The organism is Cupriavidus sp. CuC1 (assembly GCF_044627735.1).
In the GTDB taxonomy this organism is placed as follows: Bacteria; Pseudomonadota; Gammaproteobacteria; order Burkholderiales; family Burkholderiaceae; genus Cupriavidus; species Cupriavidus ulmosensis.
The window spans coordinates 1-5,828 of record NZ_JBIUHC010000291.1 but is presented as its reverse complement, the minus strand read 5'-3'; the positions used below and the strand labels follow the sequence as shown (position 1 = coordinate 5,828).

The window sequence follows — 5,828 nt, the reverse complement described above, 5'->3', positions numbered from 1 at the left end:
CCTCCTCGAACAGCGCATCGCTCTCTCCACCTGAGCGGCGTGACGCCGTTTGCCCCGCTTTATTGAGAAGTTACGAAAAATCGCCGTAACGTATTGATTTCAAAAGAAATCGGTTGCGGCAGCTATCGGTGACTATCGCCGGCCAGCGGAACAGGTTGGCGGTAGAAGTGGCGGTAGAACCCGGAGGCCGGATTAAGGCCCTCCCGTTTACTATCCAGACCAAATCGGTCTTTGACGGTAAAAGTCTCTTCGGGAAAGCTTGTTTTATGCGGCTTTCCCGGCATCAGCAGGTCTCCTGGCCCCTGACGGTAAAAGCCGTCACGAACAGGAGGAAAAACCTCGATGCTTACCGACACTGCACTGCGCAATCTCAAGCCTAAGTCCAAGACATACAAGGCTTCCGACCGCGATGGCATGTACGTGACGGTATCGCCCACCGGTACCGTCACCTTCCGCTACGATTACCGTCTCAATGGCCGGCGCGAGACGCTGACCATTGGCCGCTACGGGCCGGCCGGCGTCTCGCTCGCCCTGGCCCGCGAGAAGCTGATTGACGCCAAGAAGGCCGTCGCCCAGGGCAAGTCCCCAGCCCACGAGAAGCAGCGCGAGAAGCGCCGCCTGACCGCCGCCAAGAACTTTGGCGACATGACCGCTCAATGGCTGGCCGGTGCCCGGATGGCCGACAGCACGCGAGCGATGCGTAAGAGCATCGTCGATCGGGACATCCTGCCGGCCTTCCAGAACCGGCTGCTCAACGAAATCACCGCCGATGACCTGCGTGCCCTATGCGGCAAGGTGAAGGCGCGCGGTGCGCCCGCCACCGCGGTGCATGTCCGCGACATCGTGAAACAGGTCTATGTCTTCGCCATCCTGCATGGTGAGAAGGTGGACAACCCGGCCGACGACGTGGGCGCTGCCTCGATTGCGAGCTTCGTGCCGAAGGATCGAGCCTTGTCGCCGCTGGAAATCCGGTAGGCACTCCACCAACTGGAGTCCGTTGCCACATATCCGACGATCCGGCTAGCCTTGCGTCTGATCTTGCTGACGCTGGTGCGCAAGAGCGAACTGATCGAGGCGACCTGGAATGAGGTGGACTTCGAGAGTGCGACTTGGACGATTCCGAAGCAGCGGATGAAGGGGCGCAATTCGCACGTAGTCTATCTGTCGCGCCAGGCGCTGGACATCTTCGTGGCGCCGCACACCTGCGCAGCTGGCTCCAAGTTCGTCTTGCCGTCGCGCTACGACGCCGACCGCTGCATGTCGAAGGCGACTTTGAACCGGGTCACGCAGATTGTGGCCGAGCGCGCGAAGGCCGCAGGCCTGCCGCTCGAGCCGTTCACCGTCCACGACCTGCGCCGTACCGGTTCGACGCTGCTCAACGAAGTGGGCTTCAACCGCGACTGGATCGAAAAGTGCCTGGCGCACGAGGAGGGACGTTCCTCGCGCTCGGTCTACAACAAGGCCGAGTACGCAGACCAGCGACGCCACCTGCTGCAGGAGTGGGCCGACACGGTCGATGCCTGGATCGATGGCCGAACGCACGTGCCGACGCTGATGCCCGCGAACGTGTCGGTGCCGGTGCTGAGCGCGGCGCGGTGAGGGTGGTTCCTATGGTTCTCATATCCGGGCATGCCGCTGATCGCCTGCCGATGGTTCACAATCGTGGCAAAAAGAACACTCTGAGTGATCTATTTTTGATTTTTTTAAACCAAATGGGGTTGGCGGAGGTTTATGAAGGGTGTATTTTGAGCACCATGAGTGATCAAAATGCTGGAAAGCTAAACCGCCTCCTGACCCAACTTGGCGACACCACCCTGGTTTCCAGTCGGTGGCTGCGGGCACAGGGCTATTCCAACAGCCTCGTCTCACGCTACGTGGCCAGTGGCTGGCTGGTGTCGCCGGCGCGTGGCGTCTATTTGAGGAAGGGCGGACGCTTGCAATGGGAGGGCGCGGTCCGCAGCCTCCAGTTCGGCGAGGCATTGTCGCTGCATGTCGGGGGGCGCTTTGCGCTCGCCTTCCAGGGGCACGAGCACTACCTGCGCCTGGGCGAAGCCGGCACGATCACGCTCTATGGGCCGGACCGGCTACCAGGATGGGTGAGCAAGCTGCCTTTGAACGAGCGCTTCGAATTGCGAGGCAAAGGGCCATTCGACCTGCCAGTATTGCGCTTCACGCCCGAAATGCCGGAAAAGGCGATGCTCGATCAGGGATTGGCATGGCAAGAGACCAGCTCCGGGATGGATGCGCTGGCTTGCTCCACGCCGGAGCGGGCCATGCTGGAGCTGTGTGATGGCGTGACGGATGCGGCCTTGGTCTATGAGGCCGATGCCTTGATGCAGGCAATGGCCACGCTGCGACCGCAACGGGTCGGCATGCTGCTGCGCCATTGCCGAAGCATCAAGGCCAAACGTCTGTTCCTGGCCCTGGCCGAACGCCATCGGCATGCGTGGCTGTCGCATGTGCCGCTCCAAGGTGTCGATCTGGGGCGGGGCAAGCGCGCGCTGGTGCCTGGCGGACGCCTGCAACCGACCTATCAGATCACCTTGCCTGGAGACCTGGATGAGCATCTGGGATAAGCGCTACACCGACCGGGTGCAATTGCTGGTCGACATCCTGCCGGTGCTGGCACAGGAGCCGCGCTTCGCGCTCAAGGGGGATACGGCGATCAACCTGTTCGAGCATGATCTGCCAAGGTTGTCGGTGGACATCGATCTGGCCTGGCTGCCCGTACATGACTTCGCCGAGGATGCCGCTTTGATCGCGGCGGCGCTGGAGCAACTGGCCGATGCGCTGCGTGCCCGTCCGCTGCAACTGCAGGTGCAGTCGTCGGCGGGCGAGGGCACGGGATCGACTACGCGGCTGGTGGCCAGTCGCGGACGCGCGCGCGTGCAGATCGAGACGACGCCAGTCATGCGAGGGACGGTGCATCCGGTGCCCAGCATGGTGGTCAGGCCGAAGGTCGAAGAGGCTTTCGGCTTTGCCTCCATGCAGGTACTGGATTTCGCTGACCTCTATGCTGGCAAGCTGGCAGCCGCATTGTCGCGGCAGCATCCGCGCGACCTGTTCGATGTGGGCCTGCTGTTGGAGGACCCGCGGGCGGACGAAATGCTCTGGCGAACCTTCCTGGTGTACCTGACCTGCAGCCCCAAACCAGCCTGGGAAATGCTGAGGCCTCGCGTGCCGGCGGATTTCGCGGCGACGTTCGATGTGCATTTCAGGGGAATGACAGCCGAGCCAATCAGCGCGGAGGCATTGCTGGAGAGCCGTGAGCGTTTGCTGGCACGCGTGGCGGGATGGCTGGACAAGCCTTCGTGCGCCTTTCTTCGGTCAGTAGAAGACGAGAAGCCGGACTTCGGCCTTCTTGGGCTTTCTCATGCGAGTCAGTTGCCGGGTGTTCGGCGGAAGTTGCATAACCTGGCCCAGCGTACCGCGGCCAAGCGCGAGGCAGATCGCCGCGAGCTTGAGCAGGCACTGGAGCGAATCGCAGGCCGGGCCGGGTGAACCGCCGGTGCTATTGGGCGTCGGCGTTGTTTCGCACGGGCCGACGCTTACGCTGCCTGACGTCTGGGCCGGAAGCCTGATCAACTCGTCCGGACCGAGATGCTTGCTTGCGTGCCTCGATCCATGCCTTGATTTCCTCCAAGTCCCAGACGACGCAGCGGGCGGTAAGCCGGAAGCACCACGGGAAATCGCCGCATTGCTCCATCTCATAGATCGTGGTCTCGGCCAGGGGAACGATCTGGTGCAATTCGGGGCGACGGATGGTGCGGCGAAAAGGAAGGGGACCCCCGGTCAGAAACTGGGGCACATCGGCATAGCCCGCGGTTCCGGGATGGGACAGATGGGATAGGGCGGGCGAGGCTTGTTCCGCGTGATTGCTCATCGTCGGATGTCCATAGCGAAAGTTGAGGCCTACGTGCCGAAGCTGATGCCGGACATCGTTGATGAACGGCAGCGTCATGGGAAGCGTCGAATTCGACTCGATCTCTCAAACGGGATGCGGCTCACGCCGCTCGCCACTGTCGCTGACGATTCCCAGACCAGGCTCAGACGCGGGCTCACACCGTGGCGTCAGGTAACGCCACGGGCTCGCACCAATGACGTGTCGGTCATCGCGGCGCTGCCGTTCCCTTTATAGGGCAGAACCGCTTCTTCGCGAACGCCGGGCGCATCCATGGGCTTGGGAGGCTCAGAAAACGACACAACACTGAATCCAGCGCCTCCCCAAATTTCGTCACCTACTCCACCACGTCGATCGAAATCGCTACCTGCGCTGGCTCGCCAAGCACGAGCACGAGCACGAGCGGGGGGAAACGCCACCGCTCTACTAGGAAAGCAGTTGGCCGCCGCTGCCGGGCACCTGCGCCGCTGCGCCCAGCCTGTTCGCCCCTAGGGCGCGGATCAGCACGTCACGATTGGTAAGGATGTGCTCGCGCATCAGTGCCTCGGCGCGGCCGACCTCGCGCAGCGCCAGCGCGTCCACGATGCGGTAGTGCTCCGCCAGCGCCTGCCGACTGTGGTCGCGCTGGTACAGCAGCATCAGGGCGTCATGGTCGTGGGGATGCGATTTGCTGTCGAAGATGATGGGCAACTGCCTCGCGCGGCGCACGGCGTCGGTCAGCCAGCTGTTGTCCGCCAACTCCAGCAGCGCGTAGTGAAAGTCGAGATTCATGTTCTGCCACAGCAGGGCCTGCTGGTCGTTCCACTCTTCCTCATGCAGCACCCGCCGCTGAGCCGCCAGGAGGCCGCCCAGGCGCTCCTGTTCGGCGTGCATCAGGCCGCGCTCGCCGATCAGCCGGCAGCCCAAGCCCTCGAGCGTGGCCCGCACGGTGAAGGCGTCCTTGATGTCCTTGGGCTGGAAGCGGCGGACCAGGAAGCCGCGATTGGGCTGGTAGACCAGCAGGCCCTCGTCGGCGAGCCGGGCCAGCGCATCGCGCACCGGCGTGCGGGAGACGCCCAACTCCTGGGCCAGTGTGACCTCCATCAAGTGGGACCCGGCGGAATCTCGCCGTCGAAGATGCGGTTGCGCAGGGTATCCGCGACCGATAGCGCGCGGGTCCGGGAAGTTTCGGGAGAAGACATCTTTCTGGATTGAGGATTCAGTCGGTGTGGATGTGTCGGCTGCGGATGAGATTACCCCACATTGTCCGTTCGCCGGCAAGGAACCGGCTGGTCTGCTCGGGCGTCGAGGGGAATTTCTCTGCTCCGCTGGCCTCGATCGCCTGGGCGAGCTGCCCGTCATCGAGCGCCTGCGCGAGGGCGCCATGCAGCTTGCCGACAATCTCCTTCGGCGTTTCGGCCCGCGTAAACAGGCAGGTCCAGCTCGCGCGTCAACTCGGGCAACTGCTGCCAGCCGATCGAGAAATCGTAAGGACCTGCTAACGCGATGCATGCCTTGATGCGCTTCTCGAAGGCTGCGGCGCGGGGCGCATAGTATCCGCCCAGACTGACCCCCCAGAGACCGACGTTCTCTCCGTCTACTTCCGGTTGGGTCGCGATCCAGTCAACGATCGATTTCACCGGGACCTCGTAGTCACCGCGGATCGGAAAGTCATACTCGGCTTCTCCAATACCGGGGCCGTCGACCATCAATGTCGCGATCCCGCGCGCAAGAAACGGGAGTTCGTAAGGCTCGATCTCTTCCTTGGCTGAATCCAACCCTGGAATCATGACCATAACCGGAGGCTTGACGGTGCCAGGGGGAAGTCGGAGGAAACCGGCAAGCACGCCGCCTTCGAAGGGGATTTCAACGCCACCCCTTTCAAGGTGATCAAACGACGCGCCCAGCCTTGATGACACGTGCGGTAGAGACATGCCGCCGTGCCACA

Annotated in this window: 6 protein-coding genes and 1 pseudogene; 3 read left to right on the top strand and 4 right to left on the bottom strand. The window is 62.9% G+C overall.

The features are described from left to right. The first annotated feature begins 342 nt into the window (after positions 1-342). From ACGLHR_RS50420 to ACGLHR_RS50410, 3 genes and pseudogenes are all read left to right on the top strand, one after another. A pseudogene (locus ACGLHR_RS50420) lies at positions 343-1,599 on the top strand (tyrosine-type recombinase/integrase). A gap of 155 nt (positions 1,600-1,754) precedes the next feature. Further along, positions 1,755-2,576 (top strand): type IV toxin-antitoxin system AbiEi family antitoxin domain-containing protein, encoded by an 822-nt coding sequence (locus ACGLHR_RS50415; RefSeq protein ID WP_400103470.1) that lies wholly within the window; start codon positions 1,755-1,757, stop codon positions 2,574-2,576. Beyond that, complete coding sequence (locus ACGLHR_RS50410) at positions 2,560-3,501, top strand: nucleotidyl transferase AbiEii/AbiGii toxin family protein (RefSeq protein WP_400103464.1); 942 nt, start codon at positions 2,560-2,562, stop codon at positions 3,499-3,501. The genes ACGLHR_RS50415 and ACGLHR_RS50410 overlap by 17 nt, the downstream gene beginning before the upstream one ends. A gap of 10 nt (positions 3,502-3,511) precedes the next feature. Here ACGLHR_RS50410 and ACGLHR_RS50405 read toward each other — a convergent pair whose 3' ends face one another. From ACGLHR_RS50405 to ACGLHR_RS50390, 4 genes are all read right to left on the bottom strand, one after another. Continuing rightward, positions 3,512-3,883: a helix-turn-helix transcriptional regulator gene (locus ACGLHR_RS50405; RefSeq protein ID WP_400103468.1), complete on the bottom strand. Its 372-nt coding sequence runs from the start codon at positions 3,881-3,883 to the stop codon at positions 3,512-3,514. A gap of 444 nt (positions 3,884-4,327) precedes the next feature. Further along, entirely contained in the window at positions 4,328-5,161 is an 834-nt protein-coding gene (locus tag ACGLHR_RS50400) for a GntR family transcriptional regulator (RefSeq protein WP_400103462.1), read from the bottom strand. Then, a complete protein-coding gene (locus ACGLHR_RS50395; RefSeq protein WP_400103466.1) occupies positions 5,100-5,270 on the bottom strand; it encodes a hypothetical protein in 171 nt (56 codons plus the stop codon). The genes ACGLHR_RS50400 and ACGLHR_RS50395 overlap by 62 nt, the downstream gene beginning before the upstream one ends. Further along, on the bottom strand, positions 5,239-5,828 hold a 590-nt coding region (locus tag ACGLHR_RS50390; protein ID WP_400103460.1), incomplete at its 5' end, for an alpha/beta hydrolase family protein. The genes ACGLHR_RS50395 and ACGLHR_RS50390, both read right to left, overlap by 32 nt.